The organism is Streptomyces sp. NPDC016677, from assembly GCF_055562815.1.
Window position 1 is genome coordinate 333138 of record NZ_JBVHEO010000007.1, and the last position, 23321, is coordinate 356458.

At 73.2% G+C, this 23321-nt stretch carries 21 protein-coding genes; 4 read left to right on the forward strand and 17 right to left on the reverse strand.

Annotation, left to right across the window (positions count from 1 at the left end; all coding sequences use genetic code 11):
• Nucleotides 1-110 precede the first annotated feature (110 nt).
• The 10 genes from ACZ3IG_RS21690 to ACZ3IG_RS21735 all read right to left on the reverse strand — a co-directional run bounded on the left by ACZ3IG_RS21690 (nucleotide 111) and on the right by ACZ3IG_RS21735 (nucleotide 13175).
• Nucleotides 111-2351 (reverse strand): SWIM zinc finger family protein, encoded by a 2241-nt coding sequence (locus tag ACZ3IG_RS21690; RefSeq protein ID WP_467434037.1) that lies wholly within the window; start codon nucleotides 2349-2351, stop codon nucleotides 111-113.
• Nucleotides 2348-5245, reverse strand: a complete 2898-nt coding sequence (locus ACZ3IG_RS21695) for a DEAD/DEAH box helicase (protein ID WP_467434039.1) — start codon at nucleotides 5243-5245, stop codon at nucleotides 2348-2350. Before ACZ3IG_RS21695 ends, ACZ3IG_RS21690 begins: the two co-directional genes overlap by 4 nt.
• 164 nt (nucleotides 5246-5409) lie before the next feature.
• Nucleotides 5410-5991, reverse strand: coding sequence for a sugar kinase (locus tag ACZ3IG_RS21700; protein ID WP_467434040.1), 582 nt, complete (start codon nucleotides 5989-5991; stop codon nucleotides 5410-5412).
• Entirely contained in the window at nucleotides 5988-7136 is a 1149-nt protein-coding gene (locus ACZ3IG_RS21705) for an ROK family glucokinase (RefSeq protein ID WP_215168471.1), read from the reverse strand. Before ACZ3IG_RS21705 ends, ACZ3IG_RS21700 begins: the two co-directional genes overlap by 4 nt.
• Nucleotides 7137-7263: 127 nt before the next feature.
• On the reverse strand, nucleotides 7264-8055 hold the full coding sequence (locus ACZ3IG_RS21710; protein WP_467434042.1) for an ATP-binding cassette domain-containing protein: 792 nt from the start codon (nucleotides 8053-8055) through the stop codon (nucleotides 7264-7266).
• Entirely contained in the window at nucleotides 8052-9092 is a 1041-nt protein-coding gene (locus ACZ3IG_RS21715) for an ABC transporter permease (RefSeq protein ID WP_467434043.1), read from the reverse strand. Before ACZ3IG_RS21715 ends, ACZ3IG_RS21710 begins: the two co-directional genes overlap by 4 nt.
• Nucleotides 9089-10093, reverse strand: coding sequence for a sugar ABC transporter substrate-binding protein (locus tag ACZ3IG_RS21720; RefSeq protein WP_467434044.1), 1005 nt, complete (start codon nucleotides 10091-10093; stop codon nucleotides 9089-9091). The genes ACZ3IG_RS21715 and ACZ3IG_RS21720 overlap by 4 nt, the downstream gene beginning before the upstream one ends.
• Nucleotides 10094-10284: 191 nt before the next feature.
• Complete coding sequence (locus ACZ3IG_RS21725) at nucleotides 10285-11049, reverse strand: GntR family transcriptional regulator (protein ID WP_467434045.1); 765 nt, start codon at nucleotides 11047-11049, stop codon at nucleotides 10285-10287.
• Between the two features lie 127 nt (nucleotides 11050-11176).
• The gene (locus ACZ3IG_RS21730) at nucleotides 11177-11863 is read right to left on the reverse strand and encodes a response regulator transcription factor (RefSeq protein WP_467434046.1); all 687 of its coding nucleotides are present in this window, start codon (nucleotides 11861-11863) and stop codon (nucleotides 11177-11179) included.
• 55 nt (nucleotides 11864-11918) lie between these two features.
• Complete coding sequence (locus ACZ3IG_RS21735) at nucleotides 11919-13175, reverse strand: sensor histidine kinase (RefSeq protein ID WP_467434048.1); 1257 nt, start codon at nucleotides 13173-13175, stop codon at nucleotides 11919-11921.
• A 180-nt stretch (nucleotides 13176-13355) separates the two neighbouring features.
• Here ACZ3IG_RS21735 and ACZ3IG_RS21740 point away from each other — a divergent pair, with 180 nt between their 5' ends.
• Nucleotides 13356-13559 (forward strand): hypothetical protein, encoded by a 204-nt coding sequence (locus tag ACZ3IG_RS21740; RefSeq protein ID WP_467434049.1) that lies wholly within the window; start codon nucleotides 13356-13358, stop codon nucleotides 13557-13559.
• Between the two features lie 24 nt (nucleotides 13560-13583).
• Here ACZ3IG_RS21740 and ACZ3IG_RS21745 read toward each other — a convergent pair whose 3' ends face one another.
• The 4 genes from ACZ3IG_RS21745 to allB form a co-directional block, all read right to left on the reverse strand.
• Complete coding sequence (locus ACZ3IG_RS21745) at nucleotides 13584-13979, reverse strand: guanyl-specific ribonuclease (protein ID WP_467434050.1); 396 nt, start codon at nucleotides 13977-13979, stop codon at nucleotides 13584-13586.
• A gap of 153 nt (nucleotides 13980-14132) precedes the next feature.
• Nucleotides 14133-14759 (reverse strand): dihydrofolate reductase family protein, encoded by a 627-nt coding sequence (locus ACZ3IG_RS21750; protein ID WP_467434052.1) that lies wholly within the window; start codon nucleotides 14757-14759, stop codon nucleotides 14133-14135.
• 162 nt (nucleotides 14760-14921) lie between these two features.
• Nucleotides 14922-16046, reverse strand: coding sequence for an allantoicase (alc, locus tag ACZ3IG_RS21755; protein WP_467434053.1), 1125 nt, complete (start codon nucleotides 16044-16046; stop codon nucleotides 14922-14924).
• Nucleotides 16047-16115: 69 nt separating this feature from the next.
• Complete coding sequence (gene allB / locus ACZ3IG_RS21760) at nucleotides 16116-17453, reverse strand: allantoinase AllB (RefSeq protein ID WP_467434055.1); 1338 nt, start codon at nucleotides 17451-17453, stop codon at nucleotides 16116-16118.
• Between the two features lie 260 nt (nucleotides 17454-17713).
• Here allB and ACZ3IG_RS21765 point away from each other — a divergent pair, with 260 nt between their 5' ends.
• Nucleotides 17714-18520, forward strand: a complete 807-nt coding sequence (locus ACZ3IG_RS21765; RefSeq protein WP_467434056.1) for an IclR family transcriptional regulator — start codon at nucleotides 17714-17716, stop codon at nucleotides 18518-18520.
• 30 nt (nucleotides 18521-18550) lie between these two features.
• Here ACZ3IG_RS21765 and ACZ3IG_RS21770 read toward each other — a convergent pair whose 3' ends face one another.
• A complete protein-coding gene (locus tag ACZ3IG_RS21770) occupies nucleotides 18551-18865 on the reverse strand; it encodes a DUF5955 family protein (RefSeq protein ID WP_467434057.1) in 315 nt (104 codons plus the stop codon).
• Nucleotides 18866-19132: 267 nt separating this feature from the next.
• Here ACZ3IG_RS21770 and ACZ3IG_RS21775 point away from each other — a divergent pair, with 267 nt between their 5' ends.
• Both ACZ3IG_RS21775 and aceB read left to right on the forward strand, forming a co-directional pair.
• The gene (locus ACZ3IG_RS21775; protein WP_467434059.1) at nucleotides 19133-19735 is read left to right on the forward strand and encodes a nucleotidyltransferase family protein; all 603 of its coding nucleotides are present in this window, start codon (nucleotides 19133-19135) and stop codon (nucleotides 19733-19735) included.
• 108 nt (nucleotides 19736-19843) lie between these two features.
• Nucleotides 19844-21466: a malate synthase A gene (gene aceB, locus ACZ3IG_RS21780; protein WP_467434060.1), complete on the forward strand. Its 1623-nt coding sequence runs from the start codon at nucleotides 19844-19846 to the stop codon at nucleotides 21464-21466.
• 3 nt (nucleotides 21467-21469) lie between these two features.
• Here the strand turns inward: aceB and ACZ3IG_RS21785 are convergent, their stop codons facing one another.
• A complete protein-coding gene (locus tag ACZ3IG_RS21785) occupies nucleotides 21470-21754 on the reverse strand; it encodes an Rdx family protein (protein WP_467434061.1) in 285 nt (94 codons plus the stop codon).
• Nucleotides 21751-22677, reverse strand: coding sequence for a HipA family kinase (locus tag ACZ3IG_RS21790; protein ID WP_467434063.1), 927 nt, complete (start codon nucleotides 22675-22677; stop codon nucleotides 21751-21753). Before ACZ3IG_RS21790 ends, ACZ3IG_RS21785 begins: the two co-directional genes overlap by 4 nt.
• Nucleotides 22678-23321: the final 644 nt, after the last annotated feature.

The window sequence follows — 23321 nt, forward strand, 5'->3', positions numbered from 1 at the left end:
TTCCCGGAGGCCGTGCGCGGCAGTTCGTCCACGCTCGCCAGAACCTCGGTCAGTGCGGCTGCGGGGCGAAGCCAGCGGCAGCCCTTGTCGGCGTCGACAGCCGCCACCGCTCACCTGTGCGGCATGCCGGAATCCGGATCTTCGAGGGTCCCGAGGCCGGTCAGGGCGCCGACCGGGTCCAGGTCCGGGGTGCCCCGGGGCCACCAGTCGTCGTGGTCCGGCTCGGACTCGTAGGCGTACCACAGGCCGGTGCGGCCCAGGCGGAGCTGGAGATGGCCCCTGGGGTGGGTGAGGCGGTTGCGCCACGGGCGGAAGGCGGGCAGGTCGGCGGCGAGCAACAGGGGCCGGGCCCGGTCGAAGCGTCCGGCCGGCGGGTCCCAGGGTTCCTCAAGGACGCTGAGGCCCTCCGGGCCGCCCTGCCGCCAGGCGGCCACCGCGCGGGCCAGCTCGGCCGTGTCCCGGCCGGTCGCCCGGGCCAGGGAGGAGTAGAGGGCGCGGGTTGCCGCGGTCAGGCCGGAACCGGGGCGGGCGGCGGCCAGACGCACGGCGTCCTGCCACAGCGTGAACCCGCCGACCGGGTCCCGCCCCGTGGTGAGCAGGGCGTGCGCGCGGGCGGCGGCGTCGGTGGCCAACTGGTCCAGGGCGAAGGGGTCGGGACCGCCGGGGGCCGCCGGATAGGCGGGCGGCTGTTCCGGGTGCGGGGGCGTGGGCAACGGCGGCGGAAGGGGCGGGCGTACGCGCGTGGCGAGGGCCTCGGTGGCGCGTACCCCTGGCAGGGGTTCCGGCTCCCTGCCCTGGACGGCGCGGGCCGCGCGGGCGGCACTCAGCCGGGACAGGGCGTCGAGCAGTTCCCGCTCGCCCCGGCCGCGCAGCAGGAGCAGGACGAACGGATCGGCGTCGAGCAGCCGTGCCGTCTGGTAGCAGAGGGCGGCGGCGTGCTTGCAGGGGTGGCCGGAGTCGGGGCAGGTGCACTGCGGGACGAGGTCCCCGGGGCCGGGCAACAAGGGAACGCCGCAGTCGGCCAAGGAGTGGGGCAGCTCCTTGTCGAGCAGGGCGGCGATGTGTCCGGGCCGCTCGGCGGCGGTGTCGAGGAACCGTCCCCAGTCCGCGTCGTCCAGCGTGCGCAGCCGTACCCGCACCCGGTACGGACGGGGGCGGCTGCCCTGGACGTAGGCGAGGACGAGACCGGGCGTGACGGTGATGGCGTCGACGTGGCCCCGCTCGGCGTACCCGCGTCCCCGCGCCAGCCGTCCGGCGTCCAGCGCGCCCTCCTCCAGCGCGGTGACCCACGCGTTGCCCCACCAGGTCTCGGCGAACCCCTGTCCGGCCGAAGGTCCCGGGGGAAACGCGGGAAAGGTGCGACGCAGCTCGCCGTCCCGGCCCGGGGCGGCCATGGAACGAGGGGTGTGGGGGGACGCCGACGTCAGTTCGGCGGCCGGCGCCCGGCCCGGGTCGGGGGGCGTGTCGTCGAGGGGGGCGGGGTCGCCCATGCTGCCTCCCGCCTCGCTCACGTCGCCCGCGTGGTCGGAGTCGGCCGAGTCGTCGATGGGCAGGCGGAAGGCGTTCGCCAGCGCGGCCCGTACGGTGCGGGCCCGGGTGTCCGCGACGGTTTCGGGGCGGGCCGGGCGGTGCGTGGGGGCGGGTTTGCGCGCGGGCGCGGGCACCTGGGACCGGCGCGCCCGCTGGCGGGCGGCCCGCAGCGCCTCTCGCGCGCCGTCCCCGGGACGGGCCTGGGCAGCGTCGCCGTCGGGGGCGGCGACCAAGGTGGGGGGTGCCGTGGGTGCGGTCCGGGCTGCTGCGGTGAACGATTCCGCGCTCTCGTCCGCGTCGGAGTCGAAGTCGGAGTCAGAACCGGAGCCAGAGTCAGAGCCAGAGTCAGAGCCGGAACGGGAGCCGGAGTCGGACCCGTCGGACGTCATGTCCTCGTCCCATCCGCGGTCGGCCGATGTCACCGTCCCGTCCCCGCCGGGGGCGGCCGGCCCGGAGCCTCCCCTCGCGTCGGCGCCGGCCGACGCGTCCCCGGAACGAACTCGCGGCTTCTCGTGCGTGCCCGGCGCCACGGGGTCGCCGTCGACGGACGGCGTGGGGGCGGTGCGCCCCGCGGCCGCCACCGCACGGCGCAGTGCCGCGCGGGCGGCGTCGGCGGGGCGGGAGGCGTCGGCGGGCAGCCCCTGGGCCGGATCGGTCGCCGTCGCCGTGGGCGTGGGCGTGGGGCTGGGCGTGGGCGTCGAAGTCGGCTCCGCGGGCGGCGTCGGTGCGGGCGGGGCCGGTTGTTCCCGCGCCGGATCCGCCGCCCGTTCCCGTGCCGCGCGCAGGGCGCGGCGGGCCTCGTCGGCGGGACGGGGTGTCATGACGACCTCCGCAGGGACACCAGGTCGGACAGCTCGCGGTCGGTCAGTTCGGTGAGGGCCGACTCACCGGAGCCGAGGATCGCGTCGGCCAGGGCCCGCTTGGCGGTGAGCATCTCCGCGATGCGGTCCTCGACCGTGCCCTCGGTGACCAGGCGGTGGACCTGGACCGGCTGGGTCTGGCCGATGCGGTAGGCACGGTCGGTGGCCTGTTCCTCGACCGCAGGGTTCCACCAGCGGTCGAAGTGGACGACGTGTCCGGCCCGGGTGAGGTTGAGGCCGGTACCCGCCGCCTTGAGGGACAGGATCAGGACCGGGGTCGCGCCGGCCTGGAAGCGGTCGACCATCCGCTCGCGCTCCGGCACCGGTGTACCGCCGTGCAGCAGGTCGACGGGGACCGCGCGGGCGGTCAGGTGGGCGGCGAGGAGGCGGGCCATGCCGACGTACTGGGTGAAGACCAGGACCGAGCCGTCCTCCGCGAGCACCGTGTCCAGCAGTTCGTCGAGCAGGGCCAGCTTGCCGGAGCGGGCGGCGGCGCCGTCGCCCTGCTGCCGGTGGTCCTCCTTGAGATACAGCGCGGGGTGGTCGCAGATCTGCTTCAGCGCGCCCAGCAGCTTCAGCACCAGCCCCCGGCGGGCGATGCCGTCCGCCGCCTCGATGACGGCCATCGACTCGCGCACCACCGCCTCGTACAGGGCCGCCTGCTCCCGGGTGAGCGGCACCGGGTGGTCCGTCTCGGTCTTCGGCGGCAGCTCGGGGACGATGCCGGGGTCGGACTTGCGGCGGCGCAGGAGGAACGGGCGGACCAGGCGGGCCAGCCGGGTCACCGCCTCGTCGTCCTCGCCGGTCTCCACGGCGCGGGCGTGGCGGGCGCGGAAGGACTTCAGTGGGCCGAGGAGTCCGGGGGTCGTCCAGTCGAGGAGGGCCCACAGCTCGGAGAGGTTGTTCTCGACCGGGGTGCCGGTGAGGGCGACGCGGGCGGGGGCCGGGATGGTGCGCAGGGCCTTGGCCGTCGCCGAGTACGGGTTCTTGACGTGCTGTGCCTCGTCGGCGACGACCATGCCCCACGGCAGGTCGGCCAGGGTGGCCGCCGCCGAGCGCATGGTGCCGTAGGTGGTGAGGACGAAGCCGCCGTCCAGGCCGTCCAGGGTGCGGTCGGGGCCGTGGAAGCGGCGGACGGGGACGCCGGGGGCGAACCGGGTGATCTCCCGCTGCCAGTTGCCGAGCAGGGAGGCGGGGCAGACGACGAGGGTCGGCTCGGTGCGGGCCCGCTTGAGGTGCAGGGCGATGAGGGTGACCGTCTTGCCGAGGCCCATGTCGTCGGCGAGGCAGCCGCCGAGGCCGAGCGAGGTCATCAGGTCCAGCCAGGCCAGGCCCCTGAGCTGGTAGTCGCGGAGGGTGGCCGCGAGTCCCGGGGGCGGCTCGGCGGGGGCGAGTCCGGCGGTGAGCCGGTCGCGCAGGGCCGCCAGGGTGCCGACCGGCACCGCCTCCACCGTCTCTCCGTCGACCTCCGCGCTGCCGGTGAGGGCCACGGACAGCGCGTCGACGGGGTCGAGGAGGCCCAGGTCGCGTTTGCGGGCGCGGTGGACCAGGACCGGGTCGACCAGCACCCAGCGGTCGCGGAGGCGGACCACCGGGCGGTGCGCCTCGGCGAGCCGGTCCATCTCGGCCTCGGTGAGCGGGTCGCCGCCGAGCGCCAGCTGCCAGCTGAACCGGAGCAGGTCACCGCTCTCGAAGAAGCCGGTGCCGTCGGTCGCCGAACCGGGCGCGGAACGGACCACGGCGGTCGCGGTGAGGTCCTGGGCCAGGTCACGGGGCCAGTGCACGGCGACGCCGGCGGTGGCCAGCCGGGTGGCCGCGATGCCGAGCAGGTCGGTCAGCTCCTCCTCGGACAGAGCCAGTACGTCGGGCACGTCCTGCTCGGTGAGCCGGTCCAGCGGCGGCCAGATCCGGGCGGCGCGCCGCACCGCGAGGGCCGCGTCGACCCGGGCGCGCGGGCCGAAGGCGGGGTCCGCCGCACCCGACCACAGGTCCGCGGTGTCGGCCACCAGGGTGGGGTCGGCGAGGCTGTGCACCTGGACCACCGCGGCGCCCGCCGCGCGCCCGCGCCCGCTGTCCGCGTCGCCCCTGCCCCCGCCCCCGCCCTGCCCCGAGGCGTCGAACAGGTCGAACGGCGACAGGTCCAGGCGGAGCGAGATCCGCACGCCCGCGTCCATGCCGGCGGCGACCTCGGCGGCCCAGTCCCGCGCGCCGGGCAGCCGCTGGGCGGGGCGGGCGGCGAAGGGCAGACCCAGGGCGTACGGCGCGGCCGGGGTGCGGGGCAGCGTGTCGGTGACGGCGTCCAGGAAGGAGCGGATCAGCGCGCGCGGCTCGGGCAGCCGGAGCGGGCCCGGGCCGTCCAGCGGGACCGCGTGTCCCTCGGGCGGCAGGGCGGCGGCGATCGCCCTCAGGTGGGCGATGTCGTCCGGGTCCAGGGGTCCGGCCCGCCAGGCGTCGTGGCCGTCGGCGGTCAGGCCGGGCAGCACCCGGCCGCGCGCGGCGAGCCGCAGGGCGTGCAGGGCGGCGGCGCCCCAGCAGGCGGTGGCGGGGTGGGCGGCCGGGTCGTGCCGGGCGCGCACCAGCAGGGGCAGGGCCTCCTCGACGGGGAGGGTCACCGCGGGGACGGTCCCGCGGCGCACGCGAGTGCCGTGGGGGCGAACGACGGTGAGCGGGGCCGTCCCGGAGGGCTCGGCAGGCGGGGTGGGCGAGGTGCCGTCGGCCGGGTCCCAGAAGGCGAAGCGTCCCTCGCGCGGCAGCGGGGCGGGCAGGAAGACGGCGGCGAGCCGTACGACACCGGGTCCCGTGCCCGCCGTGGGCGTGTCCGCCGTGTAGGTCTCCGCTGTGTACGTGTCCGTCATACGTCCTGTCACCTCCCTCCCGTTCGCCGGATCCACTGTCTACGACTTTACGGGCGGGGTCTGCCAATCGGCTCCGGACGCCTGCCGGGACCCGGTCGGACCGGTCGGACCGGTCGGACCGGTCGGATCGGTCGGGGACCGGTCGGGGACCGGTCGGGGACCGGTCAGGGAACGGTGCGCGAGACGACGTACACCATCGGGAGGGCCGGGTTGGCCAGGTTCACGACGACGTCCTGGGTCGGTGCCGGGTTCTTCTGGGTGCGGATCAGGCCCCACCACTGTCCCGGCGCCGAGAAGTCCCAGCCGGTGACCCGCTGGTCGCGGGCGCTGATGGAGATGTCGTCCCGCTCAAGGTCGCTCCGGTCGACGCCGATGCCCGCGAGGAAGGCGTCCAGACCGGCGCCGGTGGTCTCGAACTGGACGTACAGGCGGCTCGTCTTCCAGTTGTTGGTCTCGTAGTACGCGACCTTGCCGGCGGGGTGCGGGACCGGGACCTGGTAGAGGCGGCGCTGGAGCTTGGAGGGCCATGCCTCGGTCAGCCCGGTCGCCGAGTACTTCTCCTCCTTGTCCCGGCCGCTGCTGCGGCTCTGTTCGGCGGAGATCAGCAGGTAGCCGGCCGGGATGCCGATCAGCAGCACGATGATGAGCAGGGTGAGCGCCCGGCGGCGGAACCGGTGCCGCCGGTCCTCGGCCGGGGCCCCGGGCTCCTCGGCGGGCCCGTCCTGGAGCGGCAGGGGGTCCGTCACAGCGCCTCCCGTTCCGTACGGCGGGACTGTGCGTAGCGTTCGTAGCGCTCATGGCGTTCCACGCGGCGGCGCTTGGCGCGGCGGAAGCGGCGGGCGACCAGGCGGGCCAGGTCGGCGGCGCCGACCATGCCGGCCTCGGGGCCGAGCTGGGCGCGGACGATGCGGGCCTCGGGGCGGTAGCCGCGGCCGGTCAGCTGGCGCTTGAACGCGTCCCGGGCGGGGCCGATCAGCAGGTCGTCGGCGGCACTGACGCCGCCTCCGATCACGAAGCAGGACGGGTCGAGGGCGGCGGCGAGGTTGGCGATGCCGACGCCGAGCCACTGGCCGATGTCCTGGAGGAGTTCGACGCACATGGCGTCGCCCTCGCGGGCCAGCTCGGTGATCATCGGGCCGGTGATGTCGCCGATGCTGCCCTTGACGTGCTCGATGATCCCGTACGCCACCGGGGAGTCGGCGGCGGCCAGCTCGCGGGCCTCCCTGACCAGGGCGTTTCCTGAGCTGTACTGCTCCCAGCAGCCGCGGTTGCCGCACGGGCAGCGGTGGCCGCCGGGGACGACCTGCATGTGACCGAACTCTCCGGCGACGCCGTACTTGCCGCGCTTGACCTGACCGCCCTCCAGGATGGCGCCGCCGATGCCCGTGCCGAGGGTGATCATGACGAGGTGGTCCTCGCCGCGGCCGGCGCCGAAGCGCCACTCGGCCCAGGCGGCGGTGTTGGCGTCGTTGTCGACGAGGACGGGCACGGACAGGCGGCCGGAGAGACGGTCCCGGAGGGGTTCGTTGCGCCAGGACAGGTGGGGGGCGAACAGAACGCGGTTGCGGTCGGCGTCGACCCAGCCGGCCGCGCCGATGCCGACGGCGTGCACGTCGTGGCGGTCGGAGAGGTCCAGGACCAGTTCGACGATGGTGTCCTCGACGACCTTGGGGCTCTTGGACTTGTCCGGGGTCTCCGCGCGGACCTTCTCCAGGATGGTGCCGTCCGCGTCGACGACGCCCGCCATCACCTTGGTGCCGCCGATGTCGATGCCCACGGTGGGCACGCGGGGGGCCGTGAGGTGGGAGCGGCGTTCCCTGGTGCCGGCCGTGCGCAGCACGGTGGCCCGGCGGGAGCCGATGGGGGCGGTGAGGTCGCGGTAGGTGCTCATCGGGTGCGATTGTGCCGTACGGCCCTGGCGGGTGCCGAACGGCGCGGGTGAGGGGGTTGTCGGGGGTCGGTCGGGTGCGGGTGGTTCGGGGCCGGGCGCGCGCTTCCCCGCGTCCGTGTCCGGGCGCCTAGCGGCGGCGTAGTTCGTGGCGCAGGTCGTCCAGTTCGTTGCCGCCGGCCATCTGGCGGGTCAGCTCGTCCAGGGTGATGTCGTCGCGGGTGTGGTTGCCGACCATGGTGCCGCGCTTCAGGAGGACGAAACGGTCGCCGACCAGATAGGCGTGGTGCGGGTTGTGGGTGATGAAGACGACGGCGAGGCCCTCGTCGCGGGCGGCCGCCACGTACTTCAGTACGACCCCCGACTGCTTCACGCCCAGCGCGGCGGTCGGCTCGTCCAGTACCAGCACCTTGGCGCCGAAGTACACCGCGCGGGCGATCGCCACGCACTGGCGCTCGCCGCCGGAGAGGGTGCCGATGGGCTGGTCGACGTCGCGCAGGTCGATGCCCATGCGGAGCAGTTCCGCGCGCGTGGTGCGACGCATGAGGTCGACGTCCATGCGCTTGAACGGGGCCACGCCCTTGCGCGGCTCGGAGCCGAGGAAGAAGTTGCGCCACACCGGCATGAGCGGGACGACGGCCAGGTCCTGGTAGACGGTGGCGATGCCCCGGTCGAGGGCCTCGCGGGGCGAGGAGAGGCGGGTCTCCTCGCCGTCCAGGGCCAGGGTGCCGCCGTCGTGCTGGTGCAGCCCCGCGATGATCTTGATGAGGGTGGACTTGCCGGCGCCGTTGTCGCCGAGCACGCAGGTGATCTCCCCGGCGTGCGCCGCCAGGGACACCCCCTCCAGGGCGCGGACGTTGCCGTACTGCTTGCTGACGTCCGACAGTTCGACGAGGGGGGTACGACTCGATGTCCGCGTCACTTGGTGGCCTCCGCGCGCTTGCGGACCCAGGCGTTGAGCAGGGTCGCGAGGAGCAGCATCGCTCCGAGGAAGAACTTGAACCAGTCCGGGTTCCACTCGGCGAAGACGATGCCCTTGCTGGTCATGCCGAAGATCAGCGCGCCGACCGCCGAGCCGACCGCGCTGCCGTAGCCGCCGGTGATCAGACAGCCGCCGATCACGGCCGCGATGATGTAGATCAGCTCGTTGCCGACGCCCTCGCCGGACTGCACGACGTCGTACGAGAAGAGCAGGTGCTGGCCGGAGATCCAGGCGCCGAAGGCGACGCCCATGTACAGGCCGATCTTCGTCTTCGTCACCGGGACGCCGACCGCGCGGGCGGCGTCCTGGTTGCCGCCGACCGCGAAGATCCAGTTGCCTGCGCGGGTGCGCAGCAGGATCCAGCTCGCCACCGCGACCAGCGCCAGCCACCACAGGATGGTGATCTTGAAGCCGACGCCGCCGACGGTGAGCGTCGAGGCGAAGACGTCCTTGGCGGAGGCGAAGCCCTCCATGTCGGCGATGGTCTTGGTGGAGACGGTGCCGTCGATCAGCTTGGTGAAGCCGAGGTTCATGCCGATCAGCATCAGGTAGGTGCCCAGCGTGATGATGAAGCTGGGCAGCTTGGTGCGGCTGAGCATGAAGCCGTTGAAGGCGCCGAGGGCGAGGGTGACCAGCAGGGAGACGCCGACGCCGACCCAGACGTTCGCGGTCATCTGGTAGCTGAACATCGAGGACAGCAGGGCGGAGGAGGTCACCATGACGCCCGCCGACAGGTCGAACTCCCCGCCGATCATCAGCAGCGCCACGGGTACGGCCATGATGCCGATCGTGGAGGAGGCGTACAGGACCGTGCTGAGGCTGGAGGCGTGCAGGAAGCTGTCGGCGGCCAGCGCGAAGAAGACGAAGACGGCTATGGCGCCGACGACCGAGCCCAGCTCGGGGCGGCCGAGCAGCTTCCGCAGCGGCGAGGTGCGCAGGATCCTTTCGTCGGAGACTGCCGCTCCGGTGGCGCTCATCGGGTGCCCCGTTCCGTGTAGTCCGCCAGCGCGTCGGCGTCGTCCTCGGTGATGATCTGCGGGCCGGTGAGCACGGGCTGCCCGCCGCCGAGGACGTCGGCGTTGTACCGGTAGAGCCACAGCAGGTCGACCGCCTCGTAGCCCTGGAGGTAGGGCTGCTGGTCGACGGCGAAGCCGAGGCTGCCGTCCTTCAGGCCGGCCGCGACCTTGGCGTTCAGGTCGAAGGTGTCGATCTCGGCGTCGCTGTTCGCGCCCCGCTTGGCCTTGACGGCGGTGTCCGCGTACGGGGCGCCCAGCGTGACCACGGTGTCCACGCCCTTGTCGGTCTGGAGCTTCGCCTCGATGGCGGACTGCACGTCCGGCATGCTGGTGCCGGTGACGTAGAGCCGCTGGAGCTTGCCGTCGAAGGTCTTCGCCACGCCGTCGCAGCGCTGCTCGTGACCGACGTTGCCCTGCTCGTGCAGGACGCAGACGGCGCTCTCGCGGCCCCGCTCGTTCAGTTCCTCGCCGACGGCCTCGCCGGCGATCGTCTCGTCCTGTCCGATGTGGGTGAGCGCGCCGAACTCCTTGGACTCGGCCGAGCCGGAGTTCACGGTGATCACCGGGATGCCGGCCTTCACCGCGCGGGCGACGGCGGCCTTCATGGCGTCCGGCTTGGCCAGCGTGACGATGATCCCGTCGACCTTCTTGTCCACGGCCGCGTCGACGAGCTGGGCCTGCTGCTGGGCCTCGTCGTCGTGGGAGTACAGGAAGTTGATGTTGTCCTTGACGGCGGCCTGCTCGGCGCCGCTCTGGACGATGTCCCAGAAGGTGTCGCCGTCGCCCGAGTGGGTGATCATCGCGACGGTCCAGCGGGGCGTGTTCACCGCCGCCTTCCCCTGGGCCGCGGCGGCCTTGCGGGCGTCCTCGGCGCGCTTGCCGCCGGTGCTGCTGCAGCCGACGAGGGAGAGTGACAATGCCCCTGCCAGCGCGATGCCTGTCCAGGTCCGAAACCGTGCCACGAGGCGGTGCCCTTCTTGCTGTGTGCTGTCTTGCGGTGTGCTGTCTTGCGGTGTGTCTTGCTGTGGTCTGTGGTGGTGTCTGCGGTGGTTCTGTCCTACGTGAGGGCCGGCGACCTCACCAACCCAAACGCCCTATTGTCGGGCACGGGCACCGGGCGCGGCGCACGGGGGGCCGGTAGCGGCCCGGTGGCTCAGGACCGGACGAGGAGCTGGAACTCGAACGAGTAACGGGACGGCCGGTAGGTGTGGGTGCCGTACTCGACCGCGCGGCCGCTGTCGTCGTACGTGGCACGCTCCATGGTGAGCAGCGGGGCGCCCTCGTCCTCGCCGAGCCGCTCGGCCTCGGCGGCGGTGGCGGCGCGGGCGCCGATGGACTGGCGGGCGCTGTGCAGGGTGATGCCCGCGCCGCGCATGAGCCGGTACAGACCGGTCGCCTCCAGCCGGCCGGTGTCCAGGTCGAGGAGGCCGGGCGGCAGGTAGTTGCACAGGTACGCCATCGGCTCGCCGTGGGTCAGCCGCAGCCGCTCCACGTGGTGGACCTCGTTCCCCTCGGCCACACCCAGCGCGGCGGCGATCTCGGCGGTCGCCGGGACGACATCGTTGACCAGGACCTTCGTACCAGGACGCTGACCCGCCGCCGCCAGGTCGTCGTAGAGGCTGCTCAGCTCCAGGGGGCGCTTGACCCGGCTGTGGACGACCTGGGTGCCGACGCCGCGGCGGCGCACCAGCAGGCCCTTGTCGACCAGCGACTGGATGGCCTGGCGGACCGTGGGCCGGGACAGTCCGAGCCGGGCGGCCAGCTCGATCTCGTTGCCCAGCAGACTCCCCGGGGTCAGGGCGCCGCGCTCGATGGCCGCCTCCAGCTGCTGCGACAGCTGGAAGTACAGCGGCACCGGACTGGTCCGGTCCACACCGAGGTCGAGCGTCGCGGTCGGGTCACCTTCTGGCTTCGGCACGGGGCGAGCGTAGCTCTGCGAACTGTTGACGGGAAGTCTTGTTGTTCGGTTGGCCGGTTATCCGGTTGCCTGGTTGTTCGGACATGCGCATCCCTGTCATGGCGTCAGGGCCGGCAGGCGGGCGGTGTCAGTACGCGCCGGCCTCCGGGCCGTCCAGGAGTCCCGCGTCGTAGACCAGCAGCGCCAGCTGCACGCGGTTGTTGAGGCGCAGCTTGGCGAGGGCGCGGGAGACATGGGCCTTGACGGTGGCGACGCTCATGAAGAGTTCGGCCGCGATCTCGGCGTTGGCCAGGCCCCGGCCGACCGCCACGGCGACCTCGCGTTCGCGGTCGGCCAGCGCGGTGACGCGGGCCCGCGCGCGGGAGCGCCGGTCGTCGGCGGCGGTGTCGGCCGCGTGCGCCATCAGCCGGCGGGTCACGGCGGGCGACAGGACGGGGTCGCCCGCGGCGACCTTGCGCACAGCGTCGACGATCTCGGCGGGCGGGGTGTCCTTCAGGACGAAGCCCGCGGCCCCCGCGCGCAGCGCCCGCAGCACCTGCTCGTCGGCGTGGAAGGTGGTGAGCACCACGACCTGCGGGGCGTTCTCGCGCCCGCGCAGCCGCTCGGTGGCGGTCAGGCCGTCCGTCCCGGGCATCCGGATGTCCATGAGGACGACGTCCGGGCGGGTGCGGTCGACCAGCGTCTCGGCCTCGGCGCCGTCGGCGGCCTCACCGACGACCGTGATGTCGTCGGCGCCGCCCATCATCAGCGACAGCCCGGCCCGCACCAAGGGGTCGTCGTCGACGAGGAGGAGTCTGATGGTGGCAGCAGTCATGGGAGTCACGTAATCACGCTCCGGCGGGGCCGGGCGCTCCCGCGTCACCTCCGCGTCATCCCCAGGGCAGCCACCCCCGTACCTCGAACCCGCCGTCCGCCGTGGGGCCGTGGCGGAGGGTGCCACCGGTGAGGGTGGCGCGTTCGGTGAGGCCGATCAGGCCCTGTCCGGAGCCCGGGACGGGGGGTACGTCGCGGTCGGGCGGGGCGTTGCGCACGGTCACGGTGAGTCCGTCGCCCGGCGCGCCGGTGACGGAGACGGACACCTCCGTGCCGGGGGCGTGTTTGCGGGCGTTGGTCAGGGCCTCCTGGGCGATGCGGTAGGCGGTGCGGCCCACGGCGGCGGGGACGGCGGCGGACTCGGCGACCCGTCCGGCGAGCGTGACCGTCATGCCGGCCTCCCGGGACTCGGTGACCAGCGCGTCGAGTGCCGCGAGGGTCGGCTGGGGCCGGCCGGCGTCGTCAGGTTCATCGGCGTGGCCGGTCCGCAGTACGCCGATGATCTCCCGCAGGTCCTGGAGGGCCTCGTGCGCGCTCTCCCGGATGACGCCCGCCGCCCGCGCCACCTCCTCGCGGGGCGCGTCCGGCCGGAACTCCAGCGCTCCCGCGTGCACGCTGAGCAGGGTGAGCCGGTGGGCGAGGACATCGTGCATCTCGCGGGCGATGTCCTCGCGGGCCAGCCGCTGCGCCTGCTCGGCCCGCAGCCGGGCCTCCGTCTCGGCACGCCGGGCCCGGTCCCGCAGGCTGACCAGGAGCTGCCGTTTGGACCGGGCGAGCATGCCCCAGCCCACCGCCGCGGTGGTCAGCAGGAAGCCGAAGAGGACGGCGCCCACGTAGGGGAGTTCGGGGTCCGGGCGCAGACGGTAGTAGAGGGGCTGGAGTGCGATGAAGGCGCCGCCCGTCCAGGCCACGTACCGGAACGGCCGGTGCACGGCGAGGGTGAAGAGGGACGCCAGGACGGCGCCGCCCGCGGTGGCGGAGACCAGCGACACCGGGACCAGGGCCACGGCGAGCCCGACCGGCCGGCGGCGCCGCAGCCAGACGGCGGCGCAGGCGAGGGCACCGACGAGCTGGTCGGCGGCCTGGACCCCGGGCGAGAGGCCCGGCTCGTTCTCCAGTGCGTCCGCCGTGAGCAGGCCGATGACGACGGCGAGCAGGAAGCAGGCCGTGTCGACGCACCAGTCGCGGGCGGTCCGCCGGGGCCGCCCGCCGGGCCGCGCGGGGTCCGGGTCCAGTTGCTCCGCCAGGGCGGACGGCAGCAGCCAGTGCCGTTCCTGGCGGGCCGGGGACGACGTGCTCCGTACGACTGTCACGGACGACGAATGTACGCATCGCGGGCCGCCGCCACCGCCCCGCGGACCGCATCTCCTACCTGAGTCGCACGACGGGAGACTTTCGTCGGCCGGGACGGCCGGCGGCCGGTACTTCCGTCGGAAAGGTCTCGCCCCGCGGCCGATGTGGGTGGGGGGTCCGCGGGGCGAGGGTCTGTCAGCATGAAGAAGTCGCTGGAACTACTGGGATTCCTGGCCGTCCTCCAGGGAGCGGCCGGTCTGCTGCACGAGTTCACCGACTGGCACATCGGCCTGGTGCAGCGGATCGGTTTCCTCGACGGCTACGGGATCTACGTGAACGTCGCCCTGCTCGTGCTGGGCTTCGCCCTGTGCGCCGCGGCCGACGGCGGACGCGGCACGCGGTGATCGGCAGCCGTGGTCGAACGGTCGTCAGCAGCCGTGATCGACCAGGTCGAACGAGGCGTAGTGGTCGGCGGTGTAGTAGTCCTCCCGGTACTCCTCACCGGTGACGATGCGGCGGGCGCCACGCGTGGAGGAGCCGGGGGTGATCACCGTGTACTCGTGGTAGTAGCCGGTGGACTGGCTGGGCAGAATGCCCTCGCGGTTCTGGAAGACGGTCCCGTCCTGCTCGAACGGGTAAGGGCCGCCCTGTTCGATCAGGTCGAGGGTGTCGTGCGCCTGGGACGGCAGGTCGCTGTAGCAGATGCTGCCGACCGCCGCGGGGGCGGCGGTGGCGGTGGTCGCGGAGACGGTGCCGCCCACGAGCAGGGCGGTCAGGGCTGCGGCGGCCGCGCCGACGCGGGCGGCGTGTGGGGGGAATCGCATGTCCACCATGATGACGCGCGTAGACGATGGCATGTCAATGACAAGGAGGAAGATTTCTCCGTCTCGCCCGATGAGTTTTCACGGGGTTAACCCGTGCACACGGCCGGTCCGCCTGCGGCACGGCGAGGAGCCCCGGGCGGCCCGGCGCCCGCGTCACCCGTCCACCGGCAGCTCGTACGTGCCGTACTCGGGGCGTCCCGCCGGCTCGTACGACTGGATGGTCACGCCCTTCGCCGTGATCCGCCCGCCGGTGTGCCGGAAGGCGGTCGGCGCGCCGCCCTCCTCGAACAGGCGCCGCCCGGCGCCCAGGACGACGGGGTAGGTCAGCAGGTGGAGGGTGTCGACGAGGCCGAGCGCGAACAGGGAGCGGGTGAGGACGCCGCTGCCGTGCGACAGGATCTCGCCGTCCGTGCGTTCTTTGGCCGCGGTGACCTCCGCGGCGAGGTCGGCGCCGAGCACGGTGGTGCCGGCCCACCCGGGGTCGGTGAGGGTGGTGGAAGCGACGTACTTCGGCAGGCCGTTCAGCTTCGAGGCGATCGGGTCGGCGGGGTCGGTGACCTTCGGCCAGTACGCGGCGAAGATGTCGTACGTACGGCGTCCGAGGAGGAAGGCGCCGACGCGGCCGTAGACCTCGTGGATGAACCGGTCGGTGTCCTCGTCGTCGAACGGGACGGCCCAGCCGCCCTGGCCGAAGCCGCCGCTGGTGTCCTCCTGGGGGCCGCCGGGGCCCTGGTAGACGCCGTCGAGGGTGACGAAGGTGGTGAGGACGAGCTTGCCCATGACGGGTGCCTGCCTTTCGCGCGCGGCGTATCCACTGTCATCAGGGCAGACTCCGCCCGTCCGCGCGACTCATCGCTTCCCGGCCACGTTTCCCGCCAGGCGGGCGCGGTCAGGCGGGCAGCTGCGTTCCGGCCCGCCTGGCCGCGCTGTCGTCCGGCCCGGTCAGCCGCCCAGTTCCTGGTGGCGGGCGGCCAGCCGGGCCGCGCCGTCCTCGGTGAGGGCGCCGAACAGGCGCAGGCGGGAGATGCCGCCGTCGGGGAAGATGTCCACGCGCGCGTGCGTGCCGACGGCCTCCTCGGCGAGGACGAAGCGGTGGTTGGTGTCGGGCTGGAGACGGGTGCGGGGCAGGATCTCGCGCCACTCGCCGCCCTCGCCGCCCTCGCCGTCCTTGACGGAGAGCGAGGCCCAGCCGGCCGCGTTGCCCTTGAGGTACGCCGTGTCGATCTCGACCGCGCGGATCCGGGAACGCTCGGCCAGGCGGTAGGCGATCCAGTCGTTGCCCCGGTCACGGCGGCGCCGGGTCTCCCAGCCGTCGTCCATCTTGCGGGAGCGGCCCGGCTGGATGGTGTTGGTGGCCGGCGAGTAGAAGAGGTCGGAGGCGTCCTCGACCCGGCCGCCGTTCTCCAGGGCGACCACGTCGAAGGTGCCGAGGGCGGCGAGCCACGCCGGGTCCGGGACGACCTCGCCGTGGACGCGCAGGCGGGCGATGCCGCCGTCGGGGTGCTGCTTCACCCTCAGGTGCGTGAAGCGCTGCTCGACGTCGACCGCGAAGCCGTTGGCCGCGTGGCCGCCGACGGGGGTGCGCGGGACGAGGGTCGTCCACTTGACGTCGTCGGCGAGGAGGTCCTCGGGGGACGGGGAGCCGGGCAGCGCGGTGCCCTCGACGGACACCGCCTGCGGGTGGTTGCCGCGGAAGTGCGCGGTGTCGACGACGATGCCCCGGATCACGCCGGGGGCACCGAGGCGGACCAGGGCCCAGTCGTGGTCGTCGTCGGCGGGCCAGGGGTGGCCGGCCGAGACGCCGCGGCGCCGGCGGGTCTCCCAGCCGTCCATGATCTTGCCCTTGTGCCCGAAGTGCTCGGGGTCGAACTCGGCCCGCCCGGGCACCAGCAGATTCTCCCGCTGGGCGAAGAACTCGTCGTTGGCGGCGACGACCCCGGCGCCCAGCCGCCGGTCGGCGAGGTTGGCGTGGTGCGTGAAGGGCAGCTCCGCGCTGCGGTAGTCCGCGTACGGGTCACCGCCCGCGTAGGGGTTCGCGTCGCCGGTGAACATCGAGGTCGCCGTCACAGTGATCAGTTCTGCCTTTCGTCGTCGGGCGGTGTGCGGACTTGGTGGTCGTGGTGGTGGCCGTGGTGGTCAGGGGTTCCGGGTGAGGAGCCGTCCCTTCGGTGCGGTGAACGCGCCGTCGGCCACCACGCGCTGTCCGCGCAGCCAGGTGGACTTGACGACGCCGTACAGGGTCCGGCCGGCGTACGCGGTGACGCGGTTGCGGTGCTGGAGGGCGGCCGGGTCGACGGTGAACGTCTCGTCGGGGGCGAGGACGGCGAAGTCGGCGTCGCGGCCCGCCTCGACGGCGCCCTTGCGGTCGAGTCCGGCCAGGGCGGCCGTACCCGCGGACATCCAGCGGACGACGTCCTCCAGCGCGTGGCCGCGGGCGCGGGCGGCGGTCCACATCGCGGGCAGGCTGAGCTGGAGGCCGGAGATGCCGCCCCAGGCGGTGGCGAAGTCGTCGGTCTTCAGGTCGGCGGTGGACGGCGAGTGGTCGGTGACGACGCAGTCGATGGTGCCGTCGGCCAGCGCCTGCCACAGCAGGTCCTGGTTGGCGGCCTCGCGGATGGGCGGGCAGCACTTGAACTCGCTGGCACCGTCCGGGACTTCCTCGGCGGTGAGGGTCAGGTAGTGCGGGCAGGTCTCGACGGTGAGGCGGACGCCCTCGGCCCTGGCCTCGGCTATCAGCGGCAGCGCGTCGCTGGAGGACAGGTGCAGGACGTGTACCCGGGCGTCGAACCGTTTCGCCTGGGCGATGAGGGCCGCGATGGCGCTGTTCTCGGCGTCGCGCGGGCGGCTGGCGAGGAAGTCCCGGTAGTGCGGGCCGCCTTGCTGCGGGGCGGCGGCCAAGTGGTCCGGGTCCTCGGCGTGCACGATCAGCAGGCCGTCGAAGGAGGCGATCTCGGCCAGGGACCGGGCGAGTTGCTCCTGGTCGAGGTGGGGGAACTCGTCCACGCCCGACGGGGACAGGAACGCCTTGAAGCCGAAGACCCCGGCCTCGTGCAGCGGGCGCAGGTCCTTGACGTTGTCGGGCAGGGCGCCGCCCCAGAAGCCGACGTCGATGTGGGCCTTGTCCGCGGCGACCTGCCGCTTGACGCGCAGGTGGTCGACGGTGGTGGTGGGCGGCAGCGAGTTGAGCGGCATGTCGACGAGGGTGGTGATGCCGCCGGCCGCGGCGGCGCGGGTGGCGGTCCAGAAGCCCTCCCACTCGGTGCGGCCGGGGTCGTTGACGTGCACGTGGGTGTCGACCAGGCCGGGCAGGACGACGTGGTCTCCGACGTCCTCCAGGCGGGCACCGGACGGGACGGGGGCGTCGTACGGCAGGACGGCGGTGATCGTGCCGTCGGTCACCGGGATCGACGCGGCGCGTGTCCCCTCCGGGGTGACGACCCGCGTGGAGCGCAGCACCAGTTCGGCTTCGGACACCCGAGCCCCTCTCTTTCGCCATGGAACGCACTTCAACGAACTGTTGAAGGAGCTTCCCCCTCCGCCTCCCCGGCGTCAAGAGGCACCCCCGGCCGCCGAAAGGCGCTCCCGGTCGGGCGCCCGCACGACGGGCACCCCTGGAGGTTTCCACAAAGTGGAAATACACTTTCGACAAGCAAAACGTAGCTACGCACGAGCAGGGAGTCAACCGGCCGCCGGGTAGGCTTCTGCCCTCCCGTCCGCCCCGAAAGGAACGTGCCGTGCCGTCGTCCAGCGCCAGCACCACCGACTCCGCCAAAACCACCGCGAGCGGCGGCGTCCAGTCCCTGGAGCGCGCCTTCGACCTGCTCGAACGGATGGCGGACGCGGGCGGCGAGGTCGGCCTGAGCGAGCTGTCCGCGAGCAGCGGGCTGCCGCTGCCCACCATCCACCGGCTGATGCGCACCCTGGTCGCCTGCGGCTACGTCCGTCAGCAGCCCAACCGCCGCTACGCGCTCGGCCCGCGCCTGATCCGCCTGGGCGAGTCGGCCTCCCGGCTGCTGGGCACATGGGCACGTCCGCACCTGGCCCGCCTGGTCGAGGAGACCGGCGAGACGGCGAACATGGCCCTGCTGGACGGGGACGAGATCGTGTACGTGGCGCAGGTGCCGTCCAAGCACTCGATGCGGATGTTCACCGAGGTGGGCCGGCGGGTGCTGCCGCACTCCACCGGCGTGGGCAAGGCGCTGCTCGCGGGTTTCCCGCCGGAAGAGGTGCGGGCACTGCTGGCCCGCACCGGAATGCCCGCCGCCACGGAGAAGACGATCACCACGCCGGACGGTTTCCTGGCGGCGCTGGAGGAGGTGCGGCGCCAGGGGTACGCGATCGACGACAACGAGCAGGAGATCGGCGTGCGCTGCCTGGCCGTCCCGGTGCCCGACTCCCCCACCGCCGCGGCCATCTCGATCTCCGGTCCGGCCGGCCGTGTCACCGAGGCGGCCACCGCCACGATCGTGCCGGTACTGCGGCAGGTGGCGGCGGAACTCTCCCAGACGCTGCTGGCCTCGGGCGGCGGCTCGGCGGCCTGACGCCGCGCCGGCCCGACCGCGACCATCCGGCTACGACCGCGAGGGCCCCCCGAAGAGTTCCACGGCGTGACGGACCTCCGTCAGGCCGGCCGACAGAGCGCTGACCGAGCCGATCGCGCCGGCGAGCAGCAACAGGGAGCGGCGCAGCCGCGGCACCTCCGGCACCCCGGCGGCGGCCATCGCGGCGAGGTCGGCCAACTCCTCCTCGGCGACGCCCCGGTCGGGGAACTCCGCGGGCAACGCGGCCAGCCGCCGGCGCAGCCGCGCCACCGCGGTCCGCAGTTCCTGGACCCGCACGTCCTCGTCACCGTCGGCCGCTCGCTTCTGCCCCACGCTACGCAACACAGCCCCTCCCCCTGGCACCCCGTTGTGCGCCCGTCACGCGATCCCGTTTCCCCCCGGAGCCTGTCCGACGATGCCCGCCGTCGCCCGGAGGCAGGCGGGCACCGTCGGACAGGCTCTGGCCCCCGACGGCGCTGGTCGGGCGCCGAGGGGATGCGGGTCAGTAAACGCCACCCGGTACGCGCACGCCACAGCGGGGGCCGAAATTCAGTGTCCCGAAACCCCCCGCTCGCCGGGACGCCGTTCGCCGAACTCCGGTATGCAGGACGCATGAAGACATACGAAGAGCAGGTCACCGGCCTGCTGTTGGCGGCGGGCGGCGGGCGGCGGCTGGGCGGACGCCCCAAGGCGCTGCTGGAACACCGCGGCCGGCCACTGGCCGAGCATGCGGTACTCGCCCTGCGCGCGGCCGGCTGCGCCCGCGTGCACGTGGTCCTGGGGGCGCGCGCGGAGACCGTACGCGCGCGGGCGGCTCTGAACGGGTGCGTCCTGGTGGACAACCCGGACTGGGAGCAGGGCATGGGTGGTTCCCTGCGCGCCGGGCTGGACTCCCTGGCCGGTACGGGCGCGCGGGCCGCGCTCGTCTGCCTGGTGGACCAGCCCGGCATCGGCGCCGAGGCGATGGCCCGGGTCCGCGCCGCCTTCCGGGACGAGACGTCACTGGTCTCGGCCGCCTACGACGGCGTACGCGGACATCCCGTGCTCCTCGGCGCGGCGCACTGGGCGGGCGTCACCGCGACTGCCGCCGGGGACCGGGGGGCACGCGCCTATCTGAAGGCGCACGCGCGGGAGCTGACGCTCGTCGAGTGCGCGGACGTGGCGCGGCCCTACGACATCGACACCGAGGCGGACCTCGTCCACCTCGACGAGTGAACGCGCCGCACCGGTGTCTCGACATCAACAAAACATTGAACTTCCACCATGAGGAAACTACTATCCACTGATCAGAAGCTTGCCGCCCGCTGAAGGAAGTGACAGCTCATGTCCGCACCAGCGCCGTCCCCGCTGGCCATCGTCGACGCCGAGCCCCTGCCCCGGCAGGAGGAGGTCCTCACCGACGCGGCGCTCGCCTTCGTGGCCGAGCTGCACCGGCGGTTCACGCCCCGTCGCGACGGACTCCTCGCCCGCCGCGCGGAGCGCCGCGCCGAGATCGCCCGCACCTCCACGCTCGACTTCCTCCCCGAGACCGCCGCGATCCGCGCGGACGACTCCTGGCGGGTGGCCCCGGCCCCGGCCGCGCTGAACGACCGCCGGGTGGAGATCACCGGTCCCACCGACCGCAAGATGACGATCAACGCGCTCAACTCCGGCGCCCGGGTCTGGCTCGCCGACTTCGAGGACGCCTCGGCCCCGACCTGGGAGAACGTCGTCCTCGGCCAGCTCAACCTGATCGACGCCTACACCCGGAACATCGACTTCACGGACGCCGGGTCGGGCAAGTCCTACGCCCTGAAGGCCGACGAGGAACTGGCCACGGTCGTCATGCGCCCCCGCGGCTGGCACCTGGACGAGCGCCACCTGCGGCTCGACGGCACCCCGGTCCCCGGCGCGCTGGTCGACTTCGGCCTGTACTTCTTCCACAACGCCCAGCGGCTGATCGACCTCGGCAAGGGCCCGTACTTCTACCTTCCCAAGACGGAGTCCCACCTGGAGGCCCGCCTCTGGAACGAGGTCTTCGTCTTCGCGCAGGAGTACTGCGGCATCCCGCAGGGCACCGTCCGCGCCACCGTCCTGATCGAGACGATCACGGCCGCCTACGAGATGGAGGAGATCCTCTACGAACTGCGCGACCACGCCTCGGGGCTGAACGCCGGCCGCTGGGACTACCTCTTCTCGATCGTGAAGAACTTCCGCGACGGCGGCGAGAAGTTCGTCCTGCCGGACCGCAACGCGGTGACGATGACCGCCCCGTTCATGCGCGCGTACACCGAACTCCTCGTCCGCACCTGCCACAAGCGCGGCGCGCACGCGATCGGGGGCATGGCGGCGTTCATCCCGTCCCGCCGGGACGCCGAGGTCAACAAGGTGGCCTTCGAGAAGGTCCGCGCCGACAAGGACCGCGAGGCCGGCGACGGTTTCGACGGTTCCTGGGTCGCCCACCCCGACCTGGTGCCGATCGCCATGGAGTCCTTCGACAAGGTCCTCGGCGACAAGCCGCACCAGAAGGACCGGCTGCGCGAGGACGTCGACGTCAAGGCCGCCGACCTGATCGCCATCGACTCCCTGGACGCCAAGCCGACGTACGCGGGTCTGGTCAACGCCGTCCAGGTCGGCATCCGTTACATCGAGGCGTGGCTGCGCGGTCTCGGCGCGGTCGCCATCTTCAACCTGATGGAGGACGCGGCCACCGCCGAGATCTCCCGCTCCCAGATCTGGCAGTGGATCAACGCCGGTGTCGTCCTCGACAACGGCGAACGGGTCACCGCGGAGCTTGCCCGCGAGGTCGCCGCCGAGGAACTGGCCGCCATCCGCGCCGAGACCGGCGAGGAGGCGTTCGCCTCCGGCAACTGGCAGCAGGCCCACGACCTGCTGCTGACGGTCTCCCTCGACGACGACTACGCCGACTTCCTGACCCTGCCGGCGTACGAGCAGCTCAAGGGCTGAGGTTCACGCCGTCCGCTCCGAGTGGCCCAAGGTCCTGCCCGGGGCCACTCGGTCGCGTACGGCCCGCTTGACGGCCGTCGGCTCGGGGAAGCCCTGCTCGCGGCGGTCCCAGACCACCTCGTCGCCGACCCGCACGACGAACACCCCGCCCGTGCCCGGCTTGAGCGCCAGTTCGGTCAGCTCGGCCTCGAAGGTGGTCAGCAGTTCCTGCGCCAGCCAGGCCGCCCGGGGCAGCCAGCGGCACTGGGTGCAGTACTCGATCTCCACACGCCGTACGTCGTCCGTCATCCGCCGCTTCCCTTGAGGTGTACCGACCAGTCCTGTGCCGCCGCCGGTTTGCCGTGCAGGTCGGGGACCCGCTTGAGCCAGTCCGGCCGGCCCTGCCGGGTACGGGCCGCGCGTCGGGCGTCCTCGGCGGCGAGTTCCTCCCGGGTGGGGAAGTCGGTGGGGAGCCAGGCGGCGGACGCCCGTACGCGCGCGTGGAGGTGGTCCACGTAAGCCCGGCGCGCGTCGTCGGGGCCGGCGAAGCCCTCCTCGGCGGCCAGCCAGGCGTCCGGGACCTCGGCGGTGATCTCGCGCAGCAGCCGCTCGGTCACCCGGGGCGCGAGTTCCGTGTCGGCGGCCCGTACGTCGGGGGCGTAGCGGCCCAGCGCGTGGTGGCGGAAGTCGTACGCCTTGCCGGGGTCGGCGCTCTCCCAGCGGTGGTGGAAGACGAGGGCGGCGCCGTGGTCGATGAGCCACAGCCGCGGCGGTACGGTGCCCAGGGTGGGCCAGATCATCAGGTTGGAGCTGTGCACCGTGCGGTCGACGTTGGCGGTGAGGGCGTCGAACCAGACGATCCGCCCGGCCTCCAGCGGATCGACCGGGAAGGTCCGGGCCGCCTCGGGGGTGAAGTCCGCAGCACCCGGCAGATGGTCCATGCCTAGGTTGACGCCGGCGCTGACCCGGTGGAGTTCGCGCACCTCCTGGTGCGGCTCGCTCTCCGCGATCGCCGGGTCGAAGCCGACCAGCACCAGCTCGGGAAAGCGCAGCCCCAGCGCCCGCGCCAGCTCCCCGACGATCACCTCGGCGACCAGCGCCTTGCGGCCCTGGGCCGAGCCGGTGAACTTGACGACGTACGTTCCGCAGTCGTCGGCCTCGACGACCGCGGGGACGGAGCCGCCGGAGTGCAGGGGTTCGACGTAGCGGGTGGCGGTGACGTGTCTCAGCATCTGCGCAGCCGACCTAGCCCTTCAGTCATGCGAACCACGGCCGCCCTCCGAGGTACCGGCCGGGCGCCTCCGCCCTCGTCGGGCCCGCGTCGGGCCCGCGTCGGCCCTGGGGAGCATTCCCGCTCCCGCCCGCGCAGGCACCCTGCCGAGTATTCCACGGCTGCTTCGCGTCCGCCGCAGCGGTGGAGCGGTCACTGACGTGAAAGGCCGGGCGTGACGGCCCCGGTCATCGGCCACGGTCGCCAGGTGAGGGTGACGGGTCGGTGAACAGTCGGTTCGCGTCATCGATCCGTTGATCTTTATTGGCCTGCGCGTCGCCGATGTCGCGGACGATCACTCCGCCATGTTCCCAGCACACGCGTCTTCCGGCTGCTCCGGCCCCTCGGCCTCCGTCCCCGCGGTGGGGCTCGTCGCGCTTGCCCGCTCGGGGCGTCGCCCGGCCGGGCGGCCGACGGGAAGCACACCCGCGGTGGGCACCGACGGTGACGGATCGGAACGCCGTCGATGAGCATCCAGGTCTCGCCGCAGCTGAACAACCTGCTGTTCGTCCTGATCGGCGAGAAAATGCTGCAGGCCGACGAGGACAAGGCCTACGCCAACGGCAAGCCCTACGGACGGCTGTCGCGGCGGGTGCGGGAACTGTC